This window comes from Streptomyces sp. PKU-EA00015, from assembly GCF_013387495.1.
In the GTDB taxonomy this organism is placed as follows: Bacteria; Actinomycetota; Actinomycetes; order Streptomycetales; family Streptomycetaceae; genus Streptomyces.
The window spans coordinates 82833-94459 of record NZ_JABZEE010000010.1; the positions used below are offsets into that span (position 1 = coordinate 82833).

Annotated in this window: 10 protein-coding genes; 6 read left to right on the forward strand and 4 right to left on the reverse strand. The window is 71.6% G+C overall.

Going from position 1 to position 11627, the window contains the following annotated elements; translation table 11 throughout:
• The first annotated feature begins 191 nt into the window (after positions 1-191).
• The gene (locus tag HW130_RS09625; RefSeq protein WP_177149038.1) at positions 192-491 is read left to right on the forward strand and encodes a hypothetical protein; all 300 of its coding nucleotides are present in this window, start codon (positions 192-194) and stop codon (positions 489-491) included.
• A 43-nt stretch (positions 492-534) separates the two neighbouring features.
• Here HW130_RS09625 and HW130_RS09630 read toward each other — a convergent pair whose 3' ends face one another.
• Positions 535-1677 carry a magnesium and cobalt transport protein CorA gene (locus HW130_RS09630; RefSeq protein WP_177149039.1) on the reverse strand — a complete coding sequence of 381 codons (1143 nt, stop codon included), beginning with the start codon at positions 1675-1677 and terminating at the stop codon, positions 535-537.
• A 137-nt stretch (positions 1678-1814) separates the two neighbouring features.
• On the opposite strand from HW130_RS09630, the gene HW130_RS09635 reads away from it, so the two are divergent.
• A complete protein-coding gene (locus HW130_RS09635) occupies positions 1815-2951 on the forward strand; it encodes a winged helix DNA-binding domain-containing protein (protein ID WP_177149040.1) in 1137 nt (378 codons plus the stop codon).
• A gap of 35 nt (positions 2952-2986) precedes the next feature.
• Here HW130_RS09635 and HW130_RS09640 read toward each other — a convergent pair whose 3' ends face one another.
• Positions 2987-3808, reverse strand: a complete 822-nt coding sequence (locus HW130_RS09640) for a helix-turn-helix transcriptional regulator (protein WP_177149221.1) — start codon at positions 3806-3808, stop codon at positions 2987-2989.
• Positions 3809-3950: 142 nt separating this feature from the next.
• Between HW130_RS09640 and HW130_RS09645 the strand changes: the two genes are divergently transcribed.
• Positions 3951-5627 (forward strand): AMP-binding protein, encoded by a 1677-nt coding sequence (locus HW130_RS09645; protein ID WP_177149041.1) that lies wholly within the window; start codon positions 3951-3953, stop codon positions 5625-5627.
• Entirely contained in the window at positions 5624-7225 is a 1602-nt protein-coding gene (locus HW130_RS09650; protein ID WP_177149042.1) for an AMP-binding protein, read from the forward strand. The genes HW130_RS09645 and HW130_RS09650 overlap by 4 nt, the downstream gene beginning before the upstream one ends.
• Positions 7226-7302: 77 nt before the next feature.
• Here HW130_RS09650 and HW130_RS09655 read toward each other — a convergent pair whose 3' ends face one another.
• Both HW130_RS09655 and HW130_RS09660 read right to left on the reverse strand, forming a co-directional pair.
• The gene (locus tag HW130_RS09655; RefSeq protein WP_177149043.1) at positions 7303-8100 is read right to left on the reverse strand and encodes a TIGR04222 domain-containing membrane protein; all 798 of its coding nucleotides are present in this window, start codon (positions 8098-8100) and stop codon (positions 7303-7305) included.
• 122 nt (positions 8101-8222) lie between these two features.
• Positions 8223-8948 (reverse strand): hypothetical protein, encoded by a 726-nt coding sequence (locus HW130_RS09660; protein WP_177149222.1) that lies wholly within the window; start codon positions 8946-8948, stop codon positions 8223-8225.
• Positions 8949-9217: 269 nt separating this feature from the next.
• Between HW130_RS09660 and gcl the strand changes: the two genes are divergently transcribed.
• Together gcl and HW130_RS09670 are read left to right on the forward strand one after the other, a co-directional pair.
• Positions 9218-11005, forward strand: coding sequence for a glyoxylate carboligase (gcl, locus tag HW130_RS09665; protein ID WP_177149044.1), 1788 nt, complete (start codon positions 9218-9220; stop codon positions 11003-11005).
• A gap of 286 nt (positions 11006-11291) precedes the next feature.
• On the forward strand, positions 11292-11528 hold the full coding sequence (locus HW130_RS09670; protein WP_177149045.1) for a hypothetical protein: 237 nt from the start codon (positions 11292-11294) through the stop codon (positions 11526-11528).
• Positions 11529-11627 lie beyond the last annotated feature (99 nt).

The following is an 11627-nucleotide window of genomic DNA, read 5'->3' on the forward strand; positions in this document are numbered from 1 at the left end:
CTATTGGTAGCACAGTTGCCCCCGCTTTGAGTAGGCTGCCAACCTATTACCCGGCTGGGGCAGGCGAGTGCGAGATGCGCCCGCCACGAGACCACCCGGCCCTGGGGTGAGCGGTCGCTGCTGACCGCCTACTGGGCCATCTCCGGCTACGGGCTGCGCGCCTCCCGGCTCTGGCGTGGCTGGCGGCAGCGATGATCGTCACGGTCGCGGTGACGGTGCTGTGGGGCCTGCCCGCAGATGACCCCAAGCCGCAGATCACCCTCACCGCCGATACTCCCGACCCGGCCAATCCCACCGGTTCGTGGACCCGCCGCGTCACCACCGAGCGGTTCGAGAAGGCACTGCGGGTGGTGATCAATTCGGTGGTGTTCCGCTCCTCCGGTCAGAACCTGACCACCGCCGGCACCTACACCGAGACGACCTCCCGGCTGGCCGAGCCCGTCCTCCTCGGCCTGGCCGTCCTGGCCGTCCGCAGCCGCATCAAACGCTGACCACCTCACACCGCCCCGAGGATCAACCGTCTCGGGCCGGCACCTACAGCCAGTCCCGTCGTTTGAAGATGAAGTAGAGGCTCGTGCACACCGCTGCCATCAGCAGAATCGCGAACGGATACCCGAAGGTCCAGTTCAGCTCCGGCATCGCGTCGAAGTTCATGCCGTAGATGGTTCCGACCAGTGTGGGTGCAAAGAGGATGGCGGCCCACGAGGAGATCTTCTTGATCTCCTCGTTCTGCTCGAAGCCCGCCTCCGCCAGCGCCCGCATCTCCGCGTTCTGCTGCTGGGTCACCAGCGTCGCGTTCACCGTGAGGATGTCCGCGAGTGCCTGGCGGAAGCCGTCCACGCGTTCGCTGGTGTGGGTCACGTGGTCGGCGACGTCGCGCAGATAGCGCTGCAGTTCCTCGTGCGTGCCGTACTTCGCGAAGCCCGCCATCAATCCGTGCAGCATCGAGACGAGGGGCCGGGTGGCGCGCTGGAACTCGACCATCTCGCGGGACAGTTCGTAGATACGGCGCGAGACCGCCGGGTCGCCGCCGAAGACCTCCGTCTCGATCTCGTCGATGTCGTTCTGCACTCCGGCCACGACCGGGGCGTAGCCGTCGACCACCGCGTCCAGGATCGCGTAGAGCACCGCCTCCGGGCCCAGCGCGAGCAGTTCGGGCGTCTGCTCCATGCGGTGGCGCACCGCGGACAGGTCGGGGGCCGCGCCGTGGCGGACCGTGATCAGGAAGTCCTTGCCGACGAAGACGTGAAGTTCGCCGAATTCGACCTCCTCCTGGGCGTCGAGATAGCGGGCGGCCCGCAGGACGACGAAGAGCGTGTCGCCGTAGCGTTCCAGCTTGGGCCGCTGATGGGCCTCCAGCGCGTCCTCGACCGCCAGTTCGTGCAGGTCGAACTCGGCCGCCAGGGAGTGCAGTTCGGCCTCGCTCGGCCGGTGCAGGCCGATCCACGCCATGCCGCCCGGGTACTGGCGCAGCTGGCCGAACGTCTCCGCCAGCGACTCGGGGTTCGCCACGCGCCGCCCGTCGCGGTACAGCACGGCCTGCACCACGCTGCCCTGGTCCCTGGCGACGGGCGGGGCCACGGGCGGCTCCGCCCCCGGTGCGCGGCCCGCGGGACGCTTCGCGGGGGGAGCGGCGGGCCGGCGGCGCCAGTGGTGCCGCTTGGGCGAACGTGCCATCGCGATCTCGCCTCCCACCTCGTCGTACGGCCGAGCGGGACGTGCGCCTGGCCCGGTGCAGGATATCCACACACGTGGCCGGCCCCGGCATCCGTCGAGGACAGAACCTGTCCGCAAGGCTGGGTAGCGTACGCGCCATGGCGACCAAGACGGTGAAGACGACGTATCCCAGGCTCGGCACCCGCGCGCTCAACCGCGCCACCCTGGAGCGGCAGATGCTGCTGCGCCGCGCACCCCGGTCGGCGACGACCGCCGAGGGCGCCGTGCGGCATCTCGTCGGGCTCCAGGCGCAGAACGTGAAGCCGCCGTACTACGCGCTCGCCGCCCGCCTCGACGGCTTCGACCCGGGTGAGCTGTCCGCGGCGATGGCCGAGCGCCGGGTCGCCCGCATGGTGACCATGCGCTCCACCATCCACACGCACACTGCCGACGACTGCATGGCGCTGCGGCCCCTGGTGCAGGCCGCGCGCGACCGCGAACTGGGCCAGTTCAGGAAGGGGCTCACGGGCGTGGACCTGGGGCGGCTGGCGGCACTCGTGCGCGACCTCGTGGAGGAGGAGCCGCGGACGATGAAGGAGCTGCGGGAGGCACTGCTCGTGCACTGGCCGGACGCCGACCCGTTCGCCCTCTCGGTCGCAGCCCGCTGCACCCTGCCCCTCGTGCAGGTCACCCCGCGCGGCCTGTGGGGGAGCAGCGGGCAGGTGGCACTGACCACGGCGGAGCACTGGTTCGGCAGGGAGGCGGAGCCGGTGCCGGCACCGGACGACACCGTCCTGCGCTACCTCGCGGCCTTCGGGCCCGCCTCCGTCAAGGACTTCCAGACGTGGTCGGGGCTGACCCGGACGCGCGAGGCGTTCGAGCGGCTGCGGCCGGATCTCCTCGTCTTCCAGGACGACCAGGGCACCGAACTGTTCGACGTGCCGGAAGCACCCCGGCCGGACCGCGACACCCCGGCGCCGCCGCGCTTCCTGCCGGAGTTCGACAACCTGCTGCTCTCGCACGCGGACCGGAGCCGGGTCGTGCCCGCGGAGCACCGGACGCGCACCTGGAAGGGGAACCAGGCCTACCGCACCTTCCTGGTCGACGGCTTCCTGGCGGGCATCTGGCGGCTGCAGGTGACGAGGGACACCGCGACGCTGACGGTCCAGCCGTTCGCCCCGCTGACGCGGGAACAGCGCGCCGAACTGACCGAGGAGGCCACGGGTCTGCTCACGACCATGACCTCCGCGCGTTCGCACGACGTCCGTTTCGGGGCCGTGGGGGAGACGGGCTGACCGTCGCGGGGTGCGCCCGCCTCTACCCCATTCGATTACGGCAGTACGCCGCCCCGGCGTGCCGCAGCGACCGCCTCGCCCCGGCTGTGGGCGCCCAGCTTCCGCATCGCCGAGCGCAGGTACGCCTTCACCGTCTCCGGCTTCAGACCCAGCCGCTCCGCCGCCGCCGCGTTCGTCGCACCCGACGCCACGCAGCTGAGCACGTCGATCTCGCGCGGGGCGAGTGGCACCCCTGCCGCAGGCGCGGCGGCGTCGGCGGAGGCCAGCCGGCCGCACACCGCCAGCAGCTCCGCGCGCAGCGCCGGGTCCGCGATTCTCGGGGCGAGCGCCCGCAGCTCGCCGTGCACCTCGCGGACCGTCTCCCAGGACCGCCGGTCCCCTTCCACCCCCGGGCCGGCGCCCGTCCCCGGTCCGCGTATCCCGGCCAGCAGTTGCCCCGCCTCGTCCCGCAGGAGGAGCGCCTGTTCGACGTCGCGCGCCGCGGCCACGGCCTCGTCGAGGACCCGGTCGCCGAGCGCCACGGGCCGGCGCAGGGCGCCGTACAGCACGCCGCGCACCCGTCGGCGTACGACGACCGGCACCGCGACGACCGACCGCAGTCCCTCCGCCGCGACCGCCGCGTCGTACTCGTGGCTGATGTGCCGGGCGGTCGGGTAGTCGGTCACGGTGCACGGCCGGGACAGGGCCATCGACTTCCCGCCGAGCCCGTTGCCGGTGCGGATGGCGAGTCCGCGCAGCGCGTTCGTCGCCGTTCCGGTCAGTTCGGCGATGCGCAGCGGGCGCGCGTCGTGCACCAGTCCGCCGAAGGCGACGGGCAGCCCGGTCGCCCGCCGCAGGCGTACGAGTGCTGCCCGCATCTCGACCGCTTCGTCCGGTCCGCCCACGCGCAGCTCCTCCCGCCGGTGCCCAGCTCCGGGACGACACCCCCGTATGGGGGTAGTGAGACCCAGGTCACCGATTACACGATGTGCGAGGCCCGTCCCGCAACGAGGAGGAAGCTTGACGTCTGGCGGCGCGACCGAGAGGTTCCGGACTGCGCGGGATTTCCTGCTGGAGCACCGGGAGGACTACGCGGGCGCCTACGAGGGCTTCGCGTGGCCCCGCTTCGAGCACTTCAACTGGGCCCTCGACTGGTTCGACGCCATCGCCCGGGACAACGACCGCACCGCGCTGCACATCGTCGAGGAGGACGGCGGCGAGGCCACGCGGACCTTCGCCGAGATGGCGGAGCGTTCCGACCGGGTCGCCAACTGGCTGCGCGGGCTGGGGGTGCGGCCCGGCGACCGGGTCGTCGTCATGCTCGGCAACCAGGTCGAGCTGTGGGAGACCGCGCTCGCCGCGATGAAGCTGCGGGCCGTCGTCATCCCCGCGACCCCGCTGCTCGGGCCGGCCGATCTGCGGGACCGGGTGGAGCGCGGCCGGGCGCGCCATGTGATCGTGCGCTCGGAGGACACCGCCAAGTTCGCGGAGGCGCCGGGCGACTACACCCGTATCGCGGTCGGCGACCGCGTTCCCCACTGGATCGCCTACGAGGACGCGTACGGGGCGTGCGCGCCCTTCGTGCCCGACGGGCCCACCCGCGCCGACGACCCGCTCATGCTGTACTTCACCTCCGGCACCACCGCCCGGCCCAAGCTCGTCGAGCACACCCATGTGTCGTACCCCGTCGGCCACTTGGCGACGATGTACTGGATCGGCCTCCGGCCCGGCGACGTGCACCTGAACATCTCCTCGCCCGGCTGGGCCAAGCACGCCTGGTCCAACCTCTTCGCCCCGTGGAACGCGGAGGCGACCGTCTTCATCCACAACTACACCCGCTTCGACGCGGCCCGGCTCATGGCCGAGATGGACCGCGCAGGCGTCACCAGCTTCTGCGCGCCGCCGACCGTGTGGCGCATGCTGATCCAGGCCGACCTCGGCGGTCTCGCCCGGCGCCCGCGCGAGGTCGTCGCCGCCGGTGAGCCGCTCAACCCCGAGGTCATCGAGACCGTGCGGCGCGAGTGGGGCGTGACCATCCGCGACGGGTTCGGCCAGACGGAGACCGCCGTGCAGGTCTCCAACAGCCCCGGCCAGCTGCTCAAGGCGGGCTCCATGGGCCGCCCGAGCCCCGGCTACACGGTCGAGCTCCTCGACCCCGTCACCGGCGAACCGGGCGCGAAGGAGGGCGAGATCGCGCTCGACCTGTCCACCTCCCCGGTCGGCCTGATGACCGGGTACCACGGCGACCCGGAGCGTACGGCCGAGGCCATGGCAGGGGGCTACTACCGCACCGGGGACATCGCCGCCCGGGACGACGACGGGTACCTGACGTACGTGGGCCGGTCCGACGACGTGTTCAAGGCGAGCGACTACAAGATCAGCCCCTTCGAGCTGGAGAGCGCGCTGCTGGAGCACGAGGCGGTGGCCGAGGCCGCGGTCGTGCCCGCCCCCGACCCGGTGCGCCTCGCCGTGCCGAAGGCGTACGTCGTCCTCGCCGAGGGCTGGGAGGCGGGGCCCGACACCGCCAAGGTGCTCTTCGAGCACTCGCGCTCGGTCCTCGCCCCGTACAAGCGGATCCGCCGCCTGGAGTTCGCCGAGCTGCCCAAGACGGTGTCGGGGAAGATCCGCCGCGTCGAGCTGCGCCGTCTCACCGCGGAGGGCTCGTCCGCCGAGTACGTGGAAGGGGACCTGCGATGAACCTGTCCTACGCGCACGGCACGAGCGGCACCGCGCTGCTCGGCGACACGATCGGCGCGAACCTCGACCGCGCGGTCGAGGCCTGGCCCGAGCGGGAGGCGCTCGTCGACGTGGCGTCGGGCCGCCGCTGGAGGTACGCCGAGTTCGGCGCGGCCGTGCGCCTGCTGTCGCGCGGACTGCTCGGCTCCGGCGTCGCCAAGGGAGACCGGGTCGGCATCTGGGCCGTCAACTGCGCGGAGTGGGTGCTGATCCAGTACGCCACCGCCCGCATCGGCGCCATCATGGTGAACATCAACCCGGCCTACCGCGCCCACGAGCTCGAGTACGTCCTGAACCAGGCCGGGATCTCGGTCCTCGTCGCCTCGCAGACGCACAAGACGAGCGACTACCGGGCGATGGTCGACGCCGTCCGCGCCTCGTGTCCGCGGCTGCGGTCCGTGCACTACATCGGCGACGCCTCCTGGGACGCGCTGGTGGCGGCGGGCGCGTCCGTCACGGAGGACCGGCTCGCCGCGCGTGAGGCGGAGCTGTCCTGCGACGACCCCGTCAACATCCAGTACACGTCGGGGACGACCGGATTCCCCAAGGGAGCGACGCTCTCCCACCACAACATCCTCAACAACGGGTACTTCGTGGGCGAGATGATCGCCTACTCCGAGCAGGACCGCGTCTGCATCCCCGTGCCCTTCTACCACTGCTTCGGCATGGTCATGGGCAACCTCGCGGCCACCTCGCACGGCGCGTGCATGGTGATCCCCGCGCCTTCCTTCGACCCGGCCGCGACCCTGCGGGCCGTCGCCGACGAGCGGTGCACGTCGCTGTACGGGGTGCCGACCATGTTCATCGCGGAGCTCAACCTCCCCGACTTCGCCGCCTACGATCTCGGTTCGCTGCGCACCGGCATCATGGCGGGCTCCCCCTGCCCGGTGGAGGTGATGAAGCGGGTTGTCGCGGAGATGAACATGGCGGAGGTGTCGATCTGTTACGGCATGACGGAGACGTCTCCCGTCTCCACGCAGACGCGTCGCGACGACGACCTGGAACGCCGTACGGGCACGGTCGGCCGCGTCATGCCCCACGTCGAGGTCAAGGTGGTCGACCCGGTCACCGGCGTGACGCTGCCGCACGGAGCGGCGGGCGAGCTGTGCACGCGCGGCTACAGCGTCATGCTGGGCTACTGGAAGGAGCCGGGGAAGACGGCGGAGGCCATCGACGCGGGCCGCTGGATGCACACCGGTGACCTGGCCGTGATGCGCGAGGACGGCTACGTCCAGATCGTGGGCCGCATCAAGGACATGATCATCAGGGGCGGGGAGAACGTGTACCCGCGCGAGATCGAGGAGTTCCTCTACACGCACCCCAAGATCGCGGACGTGCAGGTGGTGGGGGTGGCGGACGAGCGGTACGGGGAGGAGATCCTCGCCTGCGTGATCCCGCGCGACGCGGAGGACCCGCCGACGCTGGAGGAGATCACGGACTTCTGCCGGGAGCGCCTGGCGCACTACAAGATTCCGCGCCGGGTGGAGATCCTGCCGGACTTCCCGATGACGGTGAGCGGCAAGGTCCGCAAGGTCGAGCTCCGCGACCGTTTCAGCTGACCGGGGCCCCGGGGCGCCCCCTCGGGGGCGGAGCTCCCGGTTCGCAGAAGGCGGGGGTGGAGAGGGCACCGTGCCCGTCACCCCGGGCCGCCCCCGCACGACGGCGCCCCGCCCCGGCCCGGCGACGTCCCGTCCGCCATGAAGCCCGTCTCGCGGCTGCCGCGCGCCAGAAGGCCGCCGTCCCGCGCGAAGTGGGGGAGGTGCAGGAGGAGCGCCCGGTCGCCGTGCAGCGCCACCGACATCTGGACGCGCGGCACACTCGCGCTGCCGCGCAGCGGCCGGCCCGGCAGCGGGTGGGCCTCGCGCAGTGAGGCCAGCAGGTGGCGCGCCGCCGGCGTCTGACGCGGTACGAACCAGAGCGCGACGGCTCCCGCCACCGGCGCCGCCGCGGCGGCCGTCGCCGCCGGGGAGCCGGTCGTGACCATGAGGCCGGCCAGGACCGTCACCGGCACCGCGACCAGCAGCGCACGGGCCGCGTGCCAGCGCCTGCGGGGCCGCAGCAGGCCCTGGGCCGCGCACTGGTCGCGCAGGCCGTCCAGGGCGCGCTGCACCCGCGGCACGGTGAGCAGCACCTGGATGCCCGCCGGGCGGCGCAGTGAGGTGTGGACGGCGAGCTGCAGAGGATCGCGGACCGCGGCCGCCCAGCCGTCGATCCGTACCGTGCCCCTGCGCCCGCTGGTGACGACACCGCGCTGCTGGAGGGCGACGAGCGCCACGGTCACGGCCGCCCGGCGACCGCCGCGCAGGAGGGCGACGGACTGCGGGCCGGGCGCAATGGTCGCGTCCGGCCCGGGCGTACCGGCCCTCAGGAGCACGGCCGCCGCCGCGAGCACCACGCACGCCGCTCCGGTGAACCACCACATGTCGAGGGGCATCACGCCCACCTCCCCCGAGCCGTGTCCGCGGCTGTAGGAGATATGTGCCCGTCCGTACGGGGGCCTGAAGCCCGAAACGGCCGATTCTGAGCTTTATTTGAGATTCACACCGGTTGCGGAGGCTACGTGCCGATCGTGAGCAACTCGTCCGCGGGTGCGTTGACCGGCTGGGGGGAGCCCGTGAGGTCCATGACGAACAGCGGGATGCCCAGCCTGTCCGCGCGAGCCCGCGCGTCGTCCGCGTAGCCCGCGAGGGAGAAGAAGACGCTCTGCGCGGACGCGCTGAGTCCGTTCAGCCACAGGCACTCGATGTCGCGGAGACCGGCCGGCCGGGTCGACGGATCGACCTGGGCCACCACGCCCTCCCCGCGCAGGTCGATGCCGGACACGGGTCTGACCTCCGGCTGGACGACGTCCTTGAAGCCGAGCCACCTCAGATACATCGCGGCGGCCGTCACCGCGTCGCGTGCGGTGCGGATGGTCACCGGACGGAACACGGGACGGGCCGCCGTCGCGGTGGGAGGCAGCGGCATGTGCGCGGGGCCGGGCGCGTCCGGCCTTGCGGTCGCGCCGTCAGGGGTGGGTGCACTCACGGGGCGCACCAGGATGCGCAGCACGGTTCCGCAGGCGCAGCCGAGCTCCGGCTGCGGCCACTGGTCCTGCCGCTCGCAGAAGGGGCAGCGCACGGTCACCCAGTCGTCGGTCCAGGTGCGATGGGTGATCGGCTCGGGGGGTGCGCCGCGCAGCAGCGGGGGAGCGAGCGGCGCGCCGCAGGCGCACGGGTACACGGGCGGTGCGTACAGATGGTCACGGCGGCAGGCCGGACAGCGCACCGGCACGCTTTCGATCGTCACGACACCTCCCCCTCCTCGCTGCCGTCCATCGTCCACCAACGGCCGGGAGTTGGCGAGCCACTTCCCGGACTGCTCCCCCTGCGCTCCGGCGCCGCCCCTGGCCTCCCGCCTCCCTTGACGCCGGACCGGGCTCGTTTTACATTACTTCCGTATAGCAGAACTAGGCTTCCGTATTGCGGAATCTGATACTGGACACCGACGCGGGACGACGCTCTCAGGTGGCGCGACAGAGCCGATCCCCAAGGCCGGAGCAGGAGCACCCCATGCCTCGTATGACCGCCGCCCGAGCGGCAGTTGAGATCCTCAAGCGTGAAGGCGTCACCCACGCGTTCGGAGTGCCGGGCGCCGCGATCAACCCCTTCTACCGGGCGCTCAAGGAGGGCGGTGGCATCGACCACACGCTCGCGCGTCACGTCGAGGGCGCCTCGCACATGGCCGAGGGCTACACCCGTGCCACGGCGGGCAACATCGGTGTCTGCATCGGTACCTCCGGCCCCGCCGGCACCGACATGATCACCGGCCTGTACTCCGCGATCGCGGACTCGATCCCGATCCTGTGCATCACCGGCCAGGCCCCGGTCTCGAAGCTCCACAAAGAGGACTTCCAGGCCGTCGACATCGCCGCGATCGCGAAGCCCGTCACCAAGAAGGCCACCACCGTCCTGGAGGCCGCCCAGGTCCCGGGCGTGTTCCAGGAGGCCTTCCACCTGATGCGCTCCGGCCGCCCCGGCCCGGTCCTCGTCGACCTGCCGATCGACGTCCAGCAGACGGAGATCGACTTCGACCCCGAGACCTACGAGCCGCTGCCGGTCTACAAGCCGCAGGCCACCCGCGCCCAGGCCGAGAAGGCCATCCGGTTCCTTCTGGAGTCCGAACGTCCGCTGATCGTCGCCGGCGGAGGCGTCATCAACGCCGACGCCTCCGGCCTGCTGGTCGAGTTCGCCGAGCTGACCGGCGTCCCGGTGATCTCCACCCTGATGGGCTGGGGCACCATCCCGGACGACCACGAGCTGAGCGCCGGCATGGTCGGTGTGCAGACCTCGCACCGTTACGGCAACGCGACGTTCCTCGAGTCGGACTTCGTCCTCGGCATCGGCAACCGCTGGGCCAACCGTCACACCGGTTACAACCTGGACGCCTACACCAAGGGGCGGAAGTTCGTCCACGTCGACATCGAGCCCACCCAGATCGGCAAGATCTTCGCCCCGGACTACGGCTTCGCCTCCGACGCCAAGGCCGCCCTGGAGCTCTTCATCGAGGTGGCGAAGGACCTCGAGGCCGAGGGCAAGCTGCCCGACTTCGGCGAGTGGGCCGCCTCCACCCAGGAGCGCAAGGCCACCCTGCTGCGCCGCACGCACTTCGACAACATCCCGATGAAGCCGCAGCGCGTCTACGAGGAGATGAACAAGGCGTTCGGTCCGGAGACCCGCTACGTCACCACCATCGGCCTCTCCCAGATCGCCGGCGCGCAGATGCTGCACGTCTACAAGCCGCGCCACTGGATCAACTGCGGCCAGGCCGGCCCGCTCGGCTGGACGATCCCGGCCGCGCTGGGCGCCGCCACCGCCGACCCGGAGACTCCGATCGTCGCGCTCTCCGGCGACTACGACTTCCAGTTCATGCTGGAGGAGCTGGCGGTCGGCGCGCAGCACAAGATCCCCTACGTCCACGTCCTGGTGAACAACGCCTACCTGGGCCTGATCCGGCAGGCGCAGATCGGCCTCGACATCAACTTCCAGGTCAACCTGGAATTCGAGAACATCAACACCCCGGAGATCGGCGTCTACGGTGTCGACCACATCAAGGTCGTCGAGGGCCTCGGGTGCAAGGCGATTCGCGTCACCGACCCGAACGAGCTGGGCGCCGCCTTCGAGGAGGCCAAGAAGCTCGCCGCCGAGTACAGCGTCCCGGTGGTCGTCGAGGCCATCCTGGAGCGTGTCACCAACATCTCGATGAGCAAGACGGTCGACATGAGCGACGTGACGGAGTTCGAGGAGCTCGCCACCGAGCCCGGCCACGCCCCGACCGCGATCAAGCCCCTGAAGGTCTGATCCGCCGCCCTGCGGGGCGAGGAGGCCCGGTCCGCAGCCGCGGACCGGGCCTTCGTCGTCCTCGGGCGCCCGGCGCGGTCGCAGGGCCCTTGAGGGGTCTCCCTCTCGCACCTCTCTCGCGGCTCTCGCCGAGGCCGTCGGGGGCGTGGCGGTGGAGGTGCGGGAACGCGGGCGGGGCAGTCCGGGAGTGCGGGGGAACCGCCACGGCTCCCGCTCTGTCTCTGCCCTGGGCGGCACACGCCGCCCGCGGTCACCGCGGCGACGCGGATCGACGGGGGAGGACGCCGTGGCGGGATTCCGGCCGGACCGGCGGGGGTTGCTGGTCGCCTTGCCGCCGGTGGTGGCGGTGCTGTGGCTGTGGGTCGCGTACGTCGAGGACCTGGGGACCAGGGAGGCCACCGTGACGGCGGTGGTGGCAGCGGCGTGCCTGTGCGTCTTCTCCGTGGCGGAGGACGCTTGGGAGCACTGGCACGGGCGTCGCCGCGAGGGAGCCGCCGGCGGGGACAGGGACGGCGAGGCGTAGACGGGTCAGGGCCCGGTCTCTGTGCGCAGACCGGGCCCTGATCACCGAGCGCGAAGTACGGGACCGTAACCGACTCCGCGCTCTGTCTGTGAAGTTGTT

Excerpts from the sequence above, each read along its gene's own strand:
- HW130_RS09630 (WP_177149039.1), bottom strand. The coding sequence starts at position 1,677 with ATGGCACGTTCGCCCAAGCGGCACCACTGGCGCCGCCGGCCCGCCGCT.
- HW130_RS09655 (WP_177149043.1), bottom strand. The coding sequence starts at position 8,100 with ATGCCCCTCGACATGTGGTGGTTCACCGGAGCGGCGTGCGTGGTGCTC.
- HW130_RS09625 (WP_177149038.1), top strand. The coding sequence starts at position 192 with ATGATCGTCACGGTCGCGGTGACGGTGCTGTGGGGCCTGCCCGCAGAT.
- HW130_RS09640 (WP_177149221.1), bottom strand. The coding sequence starts at position 3,808 with ATGCGGGCAGCACTCGTACGCCTGCGGCGGGCGACCGGGCTGCCCGTC.
- HW130_RS09635 (WP_177149040.1), top strand. The coding sequence starts at position 1,815 with ATGGCGACCAAGACGGTGAAGACGACGTATCCCAGGCTCGGCACCCGC.
- HW130_RS09650 (WP_177149042.1), top strand. The coding sequence starts at position 5,624 with ATGAACCTGTCCTACGCGCACGGCACGAGCGGCACCGCGCTGCTCGGC.
- gcl (WP_177149044.1), top strand. The coding sequence starts at position 9,218 with ATGCCTCGTATGACCGCCGCCCGAGCGGCAGTTGAGATCCTCAAGCGT.